Raw genomic sequence first — 14,385 nt, forward strand, 5'->3', positions numbered from 1 at the left:
GCCGCCTCAGCGCCGCGCCCGCAGCCAGGCCGCGGCGCCTTCGCCGGCCACCTTGCCGCTGGCGAAGCTCGCGGTGAGCAGGTAGCCGCCGGTCGGGGCTTCCCAGTCGAGCATTTCGCCGGCCAGGAACAGGCCGGGGCGGGCGCGCAGCATCAGGTGTTCGTCCAGGGCTTCCAGGCGCACGCCGCCGGCGCTGGAAATGGCCTCGGCGATCGGGCGCGCCGCTTTCAGCCTCACCGGCAGCGACTTGATGGCGCGGGCGAGGGAGGCGGCGTCGCCGGCGAGCACCTCGGGTGGCAGCACTTCGCGCAGCAGCGCCGCCTTCACGCCTTCCAGGCCGGCGCTGCGGCGCAGGAATTCGCTGAGGCTGCGGCCCTTGCGCGGGCGCGACAGGTCCTGTCCCAGCCGCGCCAGCTCGCGGCCCGGCACCAGGTCCATCAGCAGCACCGCCTCGCCGTGGCTGGCGATGCGCTCGCGCAGCGCAGCGGAGAGGAAATACACCAGGCTGCCTTCCAGGCCCGTGGCGGTGGCCACGCATTCGCCCTGGCGCCAGCGCGGCGGGTCTTCCCAGCCCAGGGCCAGGCGCACGGGCTTGATGGGCGCGCCGGCATGGCGGCGGGCGAAGTGTTCGCTCCAGCCCACGTCGAAACCGCAGTTGGCCGGCTGCAGCGGCGCCACGTCGGCGCCGGCGGCGGCCAGCGGGGCCACCCAGGCGCCGTCCGAGCCCAGTTCGGGCCAGCTGCCGCCGCCCATCGCCAGCACGCTGGCCGCGGCCTGGAAGCGTTTCTCGCCGTCGGGGGTGTCGAAGACATGCTCGCCGCCCGGCCCCAGGCCGCGCCAGCGGTGCAGCACGTGGAAGCGCACGCCCTGCTCGCGCAGCCGGCGCACCCAGCCACGCAGCAGCGGCGCCGCCTTGAGGTCTTCCGGGAACACGCGGCCGGAACTGCCCACGAAGGTGGGCACGCCCAGGCCGGCGGCCCAGGCGCGCAGGGCCTCGGCGTCCATCCGCGCCAGCCAGGCGCCGACCTCGGCGCCGCGCGCGCCGAAGCGCGAGACGAAGCGCGGGAGCGGTTCGGAGTGGGTCAGGTTCAGGCCGCCCTTGCCGGCCACCAGCATCTTGCGGCCGACCGAGCCCTTGGCATCGAACAGGTCCACCTCGAAGCCGGCGGCGCGGGCGGTTTCGGCCGCCATCAGGCCGGCGGGGCCGCCGCCGATGACGGCGAGGCCGGGGAGGGAAGTCGCGTGCATGTTGCGATTATGCTTGCTGGCCACCCCGACCGCCGAGCCCTGCGTGCCCTACACACCGATCGTCGCCACCCTCGGCTACGTGCTTTCCGCCGACGGCCGCCGCTGCCTGATGGTGCACCGCAACGCCCGCCCCGGCGACAACCACCTGGGCAAGTACAACGGCCTGGGCGGCAAGCTCGAGCCCGACGAAGACGTCATGGCCGGCCTGCGCCGCGAGATTCGCGAGGAGGCCGGCATCGAATGCCTGTCGCTGCGCCTGCGCGGCACCATCAGCTGGCCCGGCTTCGGCAAGCACGGCGAGGACTGGCTGGGTTTCATCTTCGTGGTGGACGCCTTCTCCGGCGACCCGCCGGCCCGCAACGCCGAGGGCGACCTGCATTGGGTGGAACTCGACCGGCTGGGGGAACTGCCTCTGTGGGAAGGGGACCGGAATTTCCTGCCCCTGGTGTTCGACGCGGACCCGCGGCCCTTCCACGGGGTGATGCCCTACCGGGCGGGGCGGATGGTGTCGTGGTCCTATTCGCGGTGATCGTGCAGCCAACGTCATTCAAATTCGCCAAAACAGCTTTAATCAGGCGTTTGAAATGCAGGCGGCCGGCCGGATAACCTAAATTTTACGCCCCCCGGCGTATCCTTAACGGGTGGCAAACCGCAACCCTCGGGTTTGTCCCGGCTTTGCTTTCCTTCGTGATCGCCTGGCCCCGCTTCCCGGGGCATTCCGTCGCCTGGCCTGGGCCGCGGGACGATCGCGCTGTCCTTTCATCACGCCAAGGAGCGCCGCATGACCGACACCACCAACAGCATTTCCGACCTCATCGAGATCAGCGAGGACGGGATCGCGTTTTACGAAGAAGCGGCGCAGAAGGTGAAGGACAAGAAACTCAGCACCCTGTTCACCCGCCTGGCCAAGGCCAAGTCGGAGCTGGCGCAGGAGCTGTCGGGCGAGATCAAGGCCCCGGCCAAGGCCGCGAAGAAGACCGCCAAGAAGCCGCCCAGCAGCCTCGGCGAACTCAGCAAGGTGTACGCCGGCCTGCGCAAGCAGTGGCCGGAGTCGGCCTCGGAGCGCTACCTGCGCATGGCCGAGATCGAAGGCCAGCTGCAGACCACCTTCCAGAAGGTCGTGCTCGACCGCGACCACAGCTTCGTGGTCCGCGTGCTCGCCAAGCAGTACGTCAGCAAGGCCGAAGTCCTGAACAAGGAACTGCGCGCCTGCCAGCGCAACGCCTGAGTCCCTCGGCTTCGGCTGTTTAAAAAGCCATGAACACGGATCAAATCTGATTTGAGAGCAATGAACGCGGATAAGGCGTTTTGAATTGATTGCGCTTTATCCGTGTTTATCCGTGTTTCATCCGCTTTGATCCGCGTTCAAAAAATAAAAACCGCCCGGTCGCCCGGGCGGTTTTTTTGTGCCCCGAACCGGCGGCTTACTTGCTGCCGACGGGCTCGTCCAGGCCGCGGCGGACCAGCAGCGGGCCCACTTCCGGGTCGCGGCCGCGGAAGTCGCGGAACAGCTGCATGGCGTCCACGCTGCCGCCGCGCGAGAGCAGGGTCTGGCGGAAGTGGTCGCCGTTCTCGCGCTTGAGGCCGCCGCTTTCCTTGAACCACTCCACCGACTCGGCGTCGAGCACTTCGGACCACAGGTAGGCGTAGTAGCCCGCCGAGTAGCCGCCCATGATGTGCGAGAAGTAGGTGCTGCGGTAACGCGGCGGCACCGGCGCGTAGTCCAGGCCCACGGCCTTGAGCGCCTCGGCTTCGAAGGCCAGGGTGTCGGTGGGCACCTGGTCGGCGGTGAGCTGGTGCCACTTCTGGTCGAGCATGGCCGCGGCCAGGTATTCGGTGGTGGCGTGGCCCTGGCCGTACTGCTCGGCGGCCATCACCTTGTCCAGAAGTTCCTGCGGGATGGGTTCGCCGGTCTGGTAGTGCTTGGCGTAGTTGGCCAGCACCGACGGGTAGGTGGCCCACATCTCGTTCACCTGCGACGGGTACTCGACGAAGTCGCGCGGCACCGAGGTGCCCGAGAACTGCGGGTACTTCACGTTCGAGAACAGGCCGTGCAGGGCATGGCCGAACTCATGGAACATGGTGGTGACCTCGTCGAAGGTCAGCAGGGTGGGCTGGCCTTCGGACGGCTTCGGGATGTTGAGGTGGTTGGCCACCACCGGCTTGCTGCCGGTCAGGCCGTTCTGCGGCACGTAGGCGTTCATCCAGGCGCCGCCGCGCTTGCTCGGGCGGGCGTAGAAGTCGCCCAGGAACAGGCCCAGCGGGGTGCCGTCGGCCTCGAACACCTCCCACACGCGCACGTCCGGGTGGTAGGTCGGCAGGTCGGTGCGCTCCTTGAACTCCAGGCCGTAGAGCTGGTTGGCGGCATGGAAGACGCCGTTGACCAGCACGTTGTCGATCTCGAAGTAGGGGCGCAGCTGCGATTCGTCGAAGGCGTACTTCTGCTGGCGCACCTTCTCGGCGTAGAAGGCCCAGTCGGCGGCCTCGAGCTGGAAGCCGCCGTTTTCGGCGTCGATGATGGCCTGCATCTCGGCGGCCTCGCGGCGGGCGTTCGCCACGGCGGCCGGGGCCAGGTCGGACATCAGCTTGTTGACGGCCTCGACGCTGCCGGCGGTCTCGTCCTCGAGGATGTAGTCGGCATGGTTGTCGTAGCCGAGCAGGGCGGCGCGTTCGGCGCGCAGCTTGGCGACGCGCGCCACGATCTCGCGGTTGTCGAACTCGTTGCCGCGGGCGCCGCGGGCCAGCGAAGCGGCCATGATTTGCTGGCGCAGCTCGCGGTTGGTGAGGTTGGTCAGCGGCGGCTGGCCCGAGGTGTTCTGCAGGGCGATCAGGTACTGGCCTTCCTTGCCGGCGGCCTTGGCGGCCTCGGCGGCGGCGGTGATGGCCTCGGCCGGCAGGCCGTCGAGCTTGGCCACGTCGTCCACCAGCACGCCCGAGGCGTTCACTTCCTTGAGCACGTTCTGGCTGAAGGTGGTGGCCAGGCTGGCCAGCTCGGCGTTCATGCCCTTGAGCGTCTCCTTGTCGGCGTCCGACAGGTTGGCGCCGGCGCGCACGAAATCAATGTAGTAGCGCTCGAGCAGGCGCCTGGACTCCGGGTCCAGGCCCAGCGAATCGCGCTGGTCGTGCAGCGCCTTGATGCGGGCGAAGAGCTTGCCGTCGAGCAGGATGGCGTCCTGGTGGGCGGCGAACTTCGGCGCGAACTCGGCCTGCACCTTCTGGATGGTTTCATTGGTGTGGGCGCCGGCGAGGTTGCCGAACACGGCCGCGGTGCGGTTGAGCAGGGCGCCGGTCTTTTCCATCGCGACGATGGTGTTCTCGAAGCTCGGGGCCTCGGCGTTGTTGGCGATGGCGTCGATCTCGGCGCGCTGCTCGCTCATGCCGCGCTCCAGCGCCGGGGCGTAGTGCTCGTCCTTGATCTTGTCGAAGGCGGGCATCTGGTACGGCAGCTCGCTCACCACGAAGAACGGGTTGTCGGCGGCCGGCGCGGCGGTGGCGCTTTCCTCGGCGGCGGGCGCCTGCGGCGACTCGGCCTGCTGGCAGGCGGACAGGGAAAGGCCCAGGGCGATGGCGGCGGCCAGGGCAAGCGGCTTGCTGGAATTCATTCGGGTTCCTCGGGAGCAGGGTGGGGCGGGAAACCCCAGAGGGTAGCGCAAGCCCCGGTTACGGCCCCATGACGAAAGGCAGGGGTGCCCGGCTTGGGTTAGGCTGGCCGCATCCCGTCCCGGAGCCCGCCATGACCACCGCCTTCGATTTTTCCGCCACCACCCTCGACGGCCAGCCCCAGTCCCTCGACGCCTGGCGCGGCAAGGTGCTGCTGGTGGTGAACACCGCCTCCAAGTGCGGCTTCACGCCCCAGTACACCGGCCTGGAGAAGCTCTGGCGCGACTACGGCAGCCGCGGCCTGGTGGTGCTGGGTTTCCCCTGCGACCAGTTCGGCCACCAGGAGCCGGGCGACGAGGCCGAGATCCGCAACTTCTGCTCGCTCACCTACGACGTCAGCTTCCCGATGTTCGCCAAGGTCGAGGTCAACGGCGGCAATACCCACCCGTTGTGGAAGTGGCTGAAGTCGGAGAAGTCCGGGCTGCTGGGCCTGGAAGGCATCAAGTGGAACTTCACCAAGTTCCTGGTCGGCCGAGACGGCCGGGTCATCAAGCGCTACGCGCCGACCGACAAGCCGGAGTCGATGGCGAAGGACATCGAGAAGGCGCTGGGCTGAGCCCGGCGCGGCTCACTTCTCGACGAAGGCGCGCTCGAACACGTATTCGCCGGGCGTGCCGATGCGCGGCGCGGCGCTGAAGCCGCGGCCGTCGAGGATGGCTCGGAAGTCGGCCAGCATCTGGGGGCTGCCGCAGATCATGGCGCGGTCGCGGGCCGGGTCCAGGGCATCCAGGCCGAGGTCACGCTGCATCTGCCCGGAATCGAGCAGGGTGGTCAGGCGGCCCGGGTGGCGGAAGGGTTCGCGGCTCACGGCCGGGTAATAGAGCAGCTTCTCGCTGATCACCGGGCCCAGGTATTCGTGCCGCGGCAGTTCGCGGGTGATGTAGTCGTGGTAGGCCAGGTCGGCCACGTTGCGCACGCCGTGGGTCAGGATGACCCGCTCGAAGCGCTCGTAGGTCTCCGGGTCCTTGATGACGCCCAGGAACGGCGCCAGTCCGGTGCCGGTGGCCAGCAGGTACAGGTTGCGGCCCGGGTGCAGGTCGGAAATGAGCAGGGTGCCGGTGGGCTTGCGGCTCACCAGCAGGTCGTCGCCGGGCTGGATGTGCTGCAGGCGCGAGGTGAGCGGGCCGTCGGGCACCTTGATGGAGAAGAACTCCAGGTGCTCCTCCCAGTTGGCGCTGGCGATGGAGTAGGCGCGCATCAGCGGCTTGCCGTTGACCTCCAGGCCGATCATCACGAACTGGCCGTTGTCGAAGCGCAGGCCGTCGTCGCGGGTGGTGGTGAAGCTGAAATAGGCGTCGGTCCAGTGGCGGACGGTGAGGACACGCTCGGTGGCGAAGGCGGACATGGGGAACCCGTGGGGTGGGGGACCGGCGGGCGGCGGCGGGCGGTCCGATAACCCATTATTCTAAAGCATTCGCTTTCGGCGTCGTAAGCGGGTATGTTCGGCGGACTGCGGTTGCCGGGTTGCACGGCCGATCGTGGGTACCCAACTTACCGTTACAAGGAATGAGATATGTCTGACCGTCAGACCGGCACCGTGAAGTGGTTCAACGACGCCAAGGGCTTTGGCTTCATCACCCCCGAGAGCGGCGAGGACGTGTTCGTCCACTTCCGCTCCATCCAGGGCACCGGCTTCAAGTCCCTGCAGGAAGGCCAGAAGGTCTCCTTCAAGGTCGTGAAGGGCCAGAAGGGCATGCAGGCGGACGAAGTGCAGCCGCTGTAAGGCGCCACGCCGTCGCCCCGCCAGGCCCCGGTCGGAGACGACCGGGGCCTTGGTTTTTCCGGGGCCGCGATTTGCGCCGGCCCGGCGCATGGCCTAGCCTATGCGCCCATTCTCCCGCCGCCGGGTTCCCGGCCGGCATCCCCCGAGGTCATTCCATGCAGATCGCCGAGCGCACCGTCGCGTCCTTCCACTACACCCTGACCGACGACGCGGGCAAGGTCATCGACTCCTCGGCCGGCGCCCAGCCGCTGGCCTACCTGCACGGCGCCGGCAACATCGTGCCGGGCCTGGAGAAGGCGCTCGAGGGCCGCAGCGCGGGCGACAAGTTCGACGTCGTGGTGTCGCCGGAAGAAGGTTACGGCACCCCGAACGAGATGCTGATCCAGGTGGTGCCGCGCGAAGCCTTCCAGGGCGTCGACGAGCTCGAGGTCGGCATGCAGTTCCAGGCCCAGACCCCGCAGGGCGCCATCTCGGTGGTGATCGCCAAGATCGAGGACGGCATGGTCACCGTCGACGGCAACCACCCGCTGGCCGGCCAGAACCTCAACTTCGCCATCGAAGTGGTCGACGTGCGCGAGGCCAGCGTCGAGGAAGTCCTGCACGGCCACGTGCACGGCGCCGGCGGCCACCACCACTGACCGCCATGGCGAACGCGCCCGGCAAGCTCATCAACGACGACGCCGGGCTGCGCGAGCTGCTCGGCCGGGTGCGGCGCATCGCCGTGCTCGGCATCAAGACCGAAGCCCAGCGCGGCCAGCCTTCCATCGACGTGCCGCGCTACATGGAGCGCGCCGGCTACGAGATCGTGCCGGTGCCGGTGTACTACCCCGAGGTCGAGCGCATCCTCGGCCGGCCGGTGTTCCGCCGCCTGGCCGACATCCCCGGCGACGTGGACCTGGTGAACGTGTTCCGTCGTTCGAAGGACCTGGCGCCGCACCTCGACGACATCCTGGCCAAGCGCCCCCAGGCCGTGTGGCTGCAGCTGGGCATCCGCGACGACGCCTTCGCCGCCGCCCTGCTGGCTGCCGGCATCGACGTGGTGCAGGACCGCTGCATCCTGGTCGACCACCAGCGCCTGCTCGGCGCCCGCTGACCCTGCCAGGCGTCACCCTGCGCACCGGCACGTGCCGGCAAGCGCGCCTTCCCGCAAAGTCGAAGCAAGGCCGGGTGACCTGATCGCCCCGCCGCCGATCGTCCATTGCGTGGGGGTGTCATGGCTTGCGAGTTGCGCGTCGAAGGCGTGGGTTACCGGTATCCGAACGGCCACGAGGCCCTGGCGGGCGTCGACCTGGCGCTGGGGCCGGGCATCCTGGGCCTGCTGGGTCCCAATGGCGCCGGCAAATCCACGCTCATGCGCATCCTGGCCACGCTGGCGCGGCCCGGCAGCGGCCACGTGCTGTGGAACGGGGTGGACACCGCCGGCAAACCGGACGCACTGCGCGCCGAGCTGGGTTACCTGCCGCAGGACTTCGGCGTCTACCCGGCGCTGAGCGCGCGTGAATTCCTGGCCTACCTGGCCGCGGTGAAGGGGCTGCCCTCGGGCGTGGCGCGCGGCCGGGTCGACGACTGCCTGGCGATGGTGGGCCTGTCCGAGGCCGCCGACCGGCGCCTGGGCGGCTTTTCCGGCGGCATGCGCCAGCGCGTGGGCATCGCCCAGGCCCTGCTCAACGACCCGAAGCTGCTGATCGTGGACGAACCCACGGTGGGCCTGGACCCCGAGGAGCGCCTGCGCTTCCGGCACCTGATCACCGACCTGGCCGGCCAGCGCCTGGTGATCCTCTCGACGCACATCGTTTCCGACATCGAGGCCAGCGCGACCACGCTGGCGGTGATGGCCAGGGGCCGGCGCCTGTTCCACGGCGAGCCCGAGGCGCTGGTGGCGCAGGCCCGCGGCCACGCCTGGGACTGGACCGTGCCCGAGGCCGGGCTGGCCGAGGCGCGCGCCCGGCTGGCCGTCAGCAGTTCGCTGCGCCGGCCCGACGGCATCCGCCTGCGCGTGGTGTCCGAGGCGGCGCCGGGTCCGGGCGCCCTCGAAGTCGAGCCCAGCCTGGAAGACGCCTACCTCTGGCTGCTCGACCGCCACGGGGCGCGCTGACATGGACGCGCTGCGGCGTTTTTTCGCGATCGTCGTCGCCGACTTCCGCGAGCGCAGCCGCGGCACCCGCTTCTGGGTGGTTCTGGCGGGCGTCGCCATCGCCACCTGGGGCTTCTTCCCGCCGAAGGAGGCGGGATACGTCACGGTGGCCATCGGCAACTCGCGCGGCCTGTACTCCAGCGCCTGGATCGGCATGGTGCTGGGCCTGATGTACGCGAGCATGCTGTCGCTGTTCGGTTTCTACATCGTGCGCGGAACCCTGGCGCGCGATTTCGAGACGCGGGTCTGGCAGCTGCTGGTCGCCACGCCCATGACCCGGCCCGCCTACCTGCTGGCGAAATGGGCCAGCCACATGGTGGTGTTCGGCGCGATCGTCGCCGTTGGACTCTGCGTTGGCCTGGCCGCGCAGTGGCACCTGGGCGAATCGACCGCGCTGTCGCCCTGGCAGATGATGCTGCCCTCGCTGGTGTTCGCGATGCCGGCGCTGGCGCTCACGGCCTTCTTCGCCATCCTGTTCGACCTGCTGCCCTGGCTGCGCCGCAGCGGCGGCAACGTGGTGTTCTTCTTCGTCTGGATCTTCGTCTTCATCAGCCTCTCGGAAGACCTGGACCCGGAGAAATCGGCCTGGGCCGCCAGCACCTGGGTCAGCGAACCCAGCGGCATGGCCATGGCCATGCGCGACATCCGTGCCTACGCGGTGGCGGCCCTGCCGGGCATGGACGTGCAGGGCTTCAGCATCGGCATGAGCGTGATGGAAGGCGGCATCGGCACCTTCGACTGGAACGCCTGGTCGCCGCGCGCGGCCGACCTGGGGGGCCGCGCGCTGTGGCTGCTGGTGTCCATCGCCGCCGTGGTGGCGCTGTCGCCGCTGCTCGACTGGGCCGCGGCGCGCAGCGAAGCGCGCACCGGCGCGGCCGGCGAACGCGCCGGGCTGCGGCTGCGCGGGCTCGACGCCCTGCTGCGCCCGCTGGAAGGGTTCGCGGCGGGCCGGCTGGTCGCCGCCGAGGCCAAGCTGGTGCTGCGCCAGCGCCGCCTGACCTGGTGGCTGGCGCTGGCCGTGCTCTGGGGCGTGCAGGCGTTCGCGCCGGAAAAGGGGCAGGCCATCGCGGTGATCCTGGCCTGGCTGCTGTGCGTGGATGTGTTCGCGCGCGGCGCCCTGCGCGAGCGCGACACCGGCACCACGGCGCTGGTCTTCAGCGCCGCGGGGGCAGGGCGGCGCGTGCTGCTGGCGCGGCTGGCGATGTCGCTGGGCCTGGCCTGGGCCATGGCCTTGCCGGCGCTGCTGCGCGCCTTCGCCGGCGACGGCGGCCTGGCGGGCGTGGCGCTGCTGGCCGCGGGCGCCACCGTGGCCGTGTCGGGGCTGGCGCTGTCCACCGCCTGCCGCAACCCGCGGCCGTTCGAACTGGCGCTAGTGTTCCTGGCCTACATCGGCGTGCAGGGCGACCCCATCCTCAACGCCACGCTAGACCCGGCGCTGAGCCTGGCCCGGCACGCCTGGTTGCTGCCGGCGGCCCTGGGCCTGCTCGCCGTGGCCTGGCCGCTGGCGCTGCGCCGCCGCTGAGCGAGGCGCGCACGCTAGAATAGGGGCCCCCGTGCCCGTGCGACTTTCAGTGACCGTCCTTCCCCCCGACATCAGCCTCGTCTTCGAAGACCGCCCCGACTATTTCTACGCCGCCGTCAGCGGCCCCCGCGACAGCCAGGAAATCTCCCAAGCCTACTGGACCCTCGTGGCGGCCGAATGCCAGCGCCGCAACGCCCGCAAGCTTCTGGTGGTCGAGAACCTGGGCGACTTCGAGGGCGAGCGGAACATGCCCTTCACGGTCGACTACCTGTTCGCGCTGGGCCTGGACAAGCTCAAGGTGGCTTTCGTCATCGGCCGGGTCGAGTTGCTGCCGCAGATGGAGCACGGCGAGATCCTCGCCCTCGAACGCGGCGCCAACGGGCGCGTGTTCAGCTCGGTGGCGATGGCGGAGCGCTGGCTAAAGCACGGCAGCGCCTGAATCCCGGGCGGCCGGGCCGCCCGCGCGCTAGAATGGCGCCATGTCCCTGATCACCCTGCAAGGCGTCGACTACGGCGTCGGCGGACCGCTGCTGCTCGAAGCCGTGAACCTCACGATCGAGCCGAACGAGCGCGTCTGCATCGTCGGCCGCAATGGCGCCGGCAAATCCACCCTGCTGCGCCTGATGGCGGGCGAAATCGTGCCCGACGACGGCGTGCTGCGCCGCGAGGGCCGCATCGCCGGCCTGGCCCAGGAAGTGCCGCAGGGCCTCGGCGGCACGGTGTTCGACGTGGTCGCGCTGGGCCTGGGCGAGCTGGGCGCCGACCTGGCGCGCTACCACCACTTGCTGCACGACGGCGCCGACATCGACATGGTCGAGCTGGGCAACGTGCAGGCGCGCATCGACGCCGGCAACGGCTGGCAGATCGAGCAGCGCGTGGAGCAGGTGATCAGCAAGCTCGACCTGCCCGAGGACGCCGACTTCGCCGCGCTCTCGGGCGGCATGAAGCGCCGCGTGCTGCTGGCCCAGGCCCTGGTGGCCGCGCCCGACGTGCTGCTGCTCGACGAGCCCACCAACCACCTGGACATCGAATCGATCGCCTGGCTGGAAGAGTTCCTGAAGAACTTCGGCGGCAGCGTGGTCTTCGTCACCCACGACCGCCAGTTCCTGCGCAACCTGGCCACCCGCATCCTCGAGATCGACCGCGGCCAGGTCACCAGCTGGCCGGGCGATTACGAAAATTTCCTGCGCCGGCGCGAGGAGCGCCTGCACGCCGAGGCCCAGGCCAACGCGCTGTTCGACAAGAAGCTGGCGCAGGAGGAAGTGTGGATCCGGCAGGGCATCAAGGCCCGGCGCACCCGCAACGAAGGCCGCGTCACCGCGCTCAAGGCCATGCGCCGCGAACGCGCCGAGCGCCGCGAGCAGCAGGGCAACGTGCGCATGGCCGCGGCCTCGGCCGACAAGTCCGGAAAGCGCGTGTTCGAGGCCAAGGACGTCGATTTCGCCTACGGCGACCGCGTGCTGGTGAAGGGTTTCAGCACCATCATCCAGCGCGGCGACAAGGTGGGCCTGATCGGCCCCAACGGCTCGGGCAAGACCACCCTGCTCAAGCTGCTGCTGGGCCAGCTGCAGCCCACCGCGGGCGAGATCCGCACCGGCACCAACCTCGAGGTGGCCTTCTTCGACCAGCTGCGCGGCGCGCTGCGCGAGGACTGGAACGCGCTCGACAACGTCTCGGAAGGGCGCGAGTTCATCGAGATCAACGGCGCCCGCAAGCACGTGATGGGCTACCTGCAGGATTTCCTGTTCAGCCCCGAACGCGCGCTGGCGCCGATCACCAAGCTCAGCGGCGGCGAGCGCAACCGCCTGCTGCTGGCCAAGCTGTTCGCCAAGCCCTCGAACGTGCTGGTGATGGACGAGCCGACCAACGACCTCGACGTGGAGACGCTGGAGCTGCTCGAAGAGCTGCTGATCGACTACCCCGGCACGCTGATCCTGGTCTCGCACGACCGCGAATTCATCGACAACGTGGTCACCAGTTCGCTGGTGATGGAAGGCAACGGCCGCGTCGGCGACTACGTCGGCGGCTACAGCGACTGGCTGCGGCAGCGGCCCATGGCGGCGCGCATCGCCGCGGCGAACGCCGCCTCGCCGCGGCTGACGCCGCAGGTGGCGCCCACGCCCAGGCCGGCCCCGGCGCCCGCGCCGGCCGCACCGGCCAAGCGCAAGCTCAGCTACAAGGAGCAGCGCGAGCTCGACGAGCTGCCGGCCCGCATCGAGGCCCTTGACGGCGAGATCGCCGCGCTCACGGCCAGCATCCAGGACCCTGCGTTCTACCGGCAGCCGGCCGAGGCCGTGACCGCCACCAACGCCCGCCTGGCCGCGCTGCAGGCCGAGCTCGAGCAGGCCTACGCCCGCTGGCAGGCCCTCGATTAGGGGTTTTGCCGGGCGGGGCGGGGTAAAATGGCGGCTTCCCCGCCAGCGAAAACGCCCGCCGTGAGCCAGATCAAGCAGGAAGACTTCATCCAGTCCATCGCCGACGCGCTGCAGTACATCTCGTACTACCACCCGGTCGACTACATCCGGAACCTGTCCGCCGCCTACGAGCGCGAGCAGTCGCCGGCCGCCAGGGACGCGATCGCCCAGATCCTGATCAACTCGCGCATGTGCGCCGAGGGCCACCGCCCGATCTGCCAGGACACCGGCATCGTCACCGTGTTCCTCGAGGTCGGCATGAACGTGACCTGGCCCGACGCCACCATGGGCGTCGAGGACATGGTCCACGAGGGCGTGCGCCGCGCCTACAACCACCCGGACAACAAGCTGCGCGCCTCGGTGCTGGCCGACCCGGCGGGCAAGCGCACCAACACGAAGGACAACACCCCGGGCGTGGTGAACATGAAGATCGTCCCGGGCGACACCGTGGACGTGATCGTGGCCGCCAAGGGCGGCGGCAGCGAGGCGAAGTCGAAGTTCGCCATGCTCAACCCCTCCGACTCCATCGTCGACTGGGTGCTCAGGACCGTGCCGACCATGGGCGCCGGCTGGTGCCCGCCGGGCATGCTCGGCATCGGCATCGGCGGCACCGCCGAGAAGGCCATGCTGCTGGCCAAGGAAGCGCTGATGGAGCCGATCGACATCACCGAGCTCCAGGCCCGCGGCCCGTCCAACCGCGCCGAGGAGCTGCGGCTGGAGCTTTACGAGAAGGTCAACGCGCTGGGCATCGGCGCCCAGGGCCTGGGCGGCCTGACCACGGTGCTCGACATCAAGGTCAAGGACTACCCGACCCACGCCGCCAACCTGCCGGTGGCGATGATTCCGAACTGCGCCGCCACCCGCCACGCCCACTTCACGCTCGACGGCAGCGGCCCTGTGCAGCTCGAGCCGCCCTCGCTGGAAGACTGGCCGAAGCTGACCTACGACGCCTCCAAGGGCCGCCGGGTGAACCTCGACACCGTCACCCGCGACGAGGTCGCCAGCTGGAAGCCCGGCGAGGTGCTGCTGCTCAACGGCAAGCTGCTCACCGGCCGCGACGCCGCGCACAAGCGCATGGTGGACATGCTCAACAAGGGCGAGCCGCTGCCGGTGGACCTGCGCGGCCGCTTCATCTACTACGTCGGCCCGGTCGACCCGGTGCGCGACGAGGTGGTGGGCCCGGCCGGCCCGACCACCGCCACCCGCATGGACAAGTTCACCGAGCAGGTGCTGGACCAGACCGGCCTGATGGGCATGGTGGGCAAGGCCGAGCGCGGCCCGGCGGCCATCGAGGCCATCCGCAGGCACCGCTCGGTCTACCTGATGGCCGTCGGCGGCGCCGCCTACCTGGTGTCCAAGGCCATCAAGGCCGCCCGGGTGGTGGGCTTCGCCGACCTGGGCATGGAGGCCATCTACGAGTTCGAGGTGCAGGACATGCCGGTCACCGTGGCCGTGGACTCCACCGGCGAGTCGGTGCACCGCACCGGCCCCCGGGAGTGGCAGTCCCGGATCGGCAAGATCCCGGTGGTCCTGGACTGAACGGGGCGCCCCCCGCCTGAACGAACCGGACCCGGTTTGGCCGCCCCGGCGGCCAAACCCCCGAAACCAATGGCATTCCGCCCCGGCAAGGTGGTGGGTGCCCCCGACGGTGTTTGGGAAGGGTGACTGGGAATAGTGGGCGGGT

At 69.8% G+C, this 14,385-nt stretch carries 14 protein-coding genes; 11 read left to right on the top strand and 3 right to left on the bottom strand.

Annotated elements, in window-relative coordinates; translation table 11 throughout:
- Nucleotides 1–6: 6 nt before the first annotated feature.
- Nucleotides 7–1,248: a TIGR03862 family flavoprotein gene (locus ACE3Q2_RS03045; protein ID WP_374472676.1), complete on the bottom strand. Its 1,242-nt coding sequence runs from the start codon at nucleotides 1,246–1,248 to the stop codon at nucleotides 7–9.
- Nucleotides 1,249–1,291: 43 nt separating this feature from the next.
- On the opposite strand from ACE3Q2_RS03045, the gene ACE3Q2_RS03050 reads away from it, so the two are divergent.
- Complete coding sequence (locus ACE3Q2_RS03050; protein WP_374472697.1) at nucleotides 1,292–1,777, top strand: NUDIX domain-containing protein; 486 nt, start codon at nucleotides 1,292–1,294, stop codon at nucleotides 1,775–1,777.
- 252 nt (nucleotides 1,778–2,029) lie between these two features.
- On the top strand, nucleotides 2,030–2,476 hold the full coding sequence (locus ACE3Q2_RS03055) for a PA2169 family four-helix-bundle protein (RefSeq protein ID WP_231696096.1): 447 nt from the start codon (nucleotides 2,030–2,032) through the stop codon (nucleotides 2,474–2,476).
- Between the two features lie 196 nt (nucleotides 2,477–2,672).
- On the opposite strand, the gene ACE3Q2_RS03060 is transcribed toward ACE3Q2_RS03055, so the two are convergent.
- Nucleotides 2,673–4,850, bottom strand: coding sequence for a M3 family metallopeptidase (locus ACE3Q2_RS03060; RefSeq protein ID WP_374472678.1), 2,178 nt, complete (start codon nucleotides 4,848–4,850; stop codon nucleotides 2,673–2,675).
- Nucleotides 4,851–4,981: 131 nt separating this feature from the next.
- On the opposite strand from ACE3Q2_RS03060, the gene ACE3Q2_RS03065 reads away from it, so the two are divergent.
- Entirely contained in the window at nucleotides 4,982–5,464 is a 483-nt protein-coding gene (locus ACE3Q2_RS03065) for a glutathione peroxidase (protein ID WP_231696098.1), read from the top strand.
- Between the two features lie 12 nt (nucleotides 5,465–5,476).
- Here the strand turns inward: ACE3Q2_RS03065 and ACE3Q2_RS03070 are convergent, their stop codons facing one another.
- Entirely contained in the window at nucleotides 5,477–6,253 is a 777-nt protein-coding gene (locus ACE3Q2_RS03070) for a ferredoxin--NADP reductase (protein ID WP_231696099.1), read from the bottom strand.
- Between the two features lie 168 nt (nucleotides 6,254–6,421).
- Here ACE3Q2_RS03070 and ACE3Q2_RS03075 point away from each other — a divergent pair, with 168 nt between their 5' ends.
- The 8 genes from ACE3Q2_RS03075 (at nucleotide 6,422) to ACE3Q2_RS03110 (ending at nucleotide 14,240) form a co-directional block, all read left to right on the top strand.
- Nucleotides 6,422–6,631, top strand: a complete 210-nt coding sequence (locus ACE3Q2_RS03075) for a cold-shock protein (RefSeq protein ID WP_231696100.1) — start codon at nucleotides 6,422–6,424, stop codon at nucleotides 6,629–6,631.
- A 155-nt stretch (nucleotides 6,632–6,786) separates the two neighbouring features.
- Nucleotides 6,787–7,269 carry a peptidylprolyl isomerase gene (gene slyD / locus ACE3Q2_RS03080; RefSeq protein WP_231696101.1) on the top strand — a complete coding sequence of 161 codons (483 nt, stop codon included), beginning with the start codon at nucleotides 6,787–6,789 and terminating at the stop codon, nucleotides 7,267–7,269.
- A gap of 5 nt (nucleotides 7,270–7,274) precedes the next feature.
- Nucleotides 7,275–7,724, top strand: coding sequence for a CoA-binding protein (locus ACE3Q2_RS03085; protein WP_231696102.1), 450 nt, complete (start codon nucleotides 7,275–7,277; stop codon nucleotides 7,722–7,724).
- 120 nt (nucleotides 7,725–7,844) lie between these two features.
- Nucleotides 7,845–8,726 (top strand): ATP-binding cassette domain-containing protein, encoded by an 882-nt coding sequence (locus ACE3Q2_RS03090; protein ID WP_374472682.1) that lies wholly within the window; start codon nucleotides 7,845–7,847, stop codon nucleotides 8,724–8,726.
- A gap of 1 nt (nucleotide 8,727) precedes the next feature.
- Nucleotides 8,728–10,287: an ABC transporter permease gene (locus tag ACE3Q2_RS03095; protein WP_374472684.1), complete on the top strand. Its 1,560-nt coding sequence runs from the start codon at nucleotides 8,728–8,730 to the stop codon at nucleotides 10,285–10,287.
- 49 nt (nucleotides 10,288–10,336) lie between these two features.
- The gene (locus ACE3Q2_RS03100; RefSeq protein WP_231696105.1) at nucleotides 10,337–10,726 is read left to right on the top strand and encodes a hypothetical protein; all 390 of its coding nucleotides are present in this window, start codon (nucleotides 10,337–10,339) and stop codon (nucleotides 10,724–10,726) included.
- Between the two features lie 40 nt (nucleotides 10,727–10,766).
- On the top strand, nucleotides 10,767–12,662 hold the full coding sequence (locus tag ACE3Q2_RS03105) for an ATP-binding cassette domain-containing protein (protein ID WP_374472687.1): 1,896 nt from the start codon (nucleotides 10,767–10,769) through the stop codon (nucleotides 12,660–12,662).
- A 60-nt stretch (nucleotides 12,663–12,722) separates the two neighbouring features.
- The gene (locus ACE3Q2_RS03110) at nucleotides 12,723–14,240 is read left to right on the top strand and encodes a fumarate hydratase (RefSeq protein ID WP_231696107.1); all 1,518 of its coding nucleotides are present in this window, start codon (nucleotides 12,723–12,725) and stop codon (nucleotides 14,238–14,240) included.
- Nucleotides 14,241–14,385: the final 145 nt, after the last annotated feature.

This window comes from Arenimonas sp., from assembly GCF_041913985.1.
GTDB lineage: Bacteria > Pseudomonadota > Gammaproteobacteria > Xanthomonadales > Xanthomonadaceae > Arenimonas.